The organism is Vibrio sp. 378, assembly GCF_033339435.1.
Genome location: NZ_JAWOUO010001097.1, coordinates 1 through 533, shown reverse-complemented (window position 1 = coordinate 533; position 533 = coordinate 1). Strand labels below are relative to the sequence as shown.

Genomic DNA, 533 nt, shown 5'->3' with positions numbered 1-533 from the left:
ATTAGCTGAGTTTGCTGTTTGGATAGTTTGAATCCGTACTCCTTGCTCATGTACAGGTATGTACGTGCAATCGAGCCGCGAGCTCTGTCGGGTGGCATTACTTTGCGTTGCTTGAAGTTCACTTGCATGTCGCAGCGGCCATAGCTGACACCATCCATGCCGTTCCATTGGCTGAAGTTGAAGTTAGAACGGTCACCGTTCACCTCACCAACCGCTGGGGTCAGGTTGTGTAAATCCGCTTCCATGAGTTTAAAAGCCGTGTCGTTGCGCGAACAGTTTTTACGCCCACCGCTTTGCCAACACTGGAGCTGGTGGCCGAATTGCCAGGCAGGAACCACATGTTCCCATTCAATGCGAGCTGCGCGTTTTTCTTGTTTGCGAACTTGGTAACCGCAAGAGGCTAAGTCAGGAACCCCTTTTTTGCCTTGCCACTGGATATCACAACCGCAGTAAAAACTGCTTGGGTGGTCTTGATAGATTTTCACCGCTTCACGTTTGGCGGCAGAAAATGAGCTAGGAGGGGCAGAAAAAGC

The 533-nt window shown here is 50.7% G+C and carries 1 protein-coding gene; it reads right to left on the bottom strand.

The features are described 5' to 3' along the window. Positions 1–533 (bottom strand): endonuclease (locus R7Q48_RS30580; protein ID WP_318134176.1); only part of this gene is annotated, 533 nt, incomplete at both ends.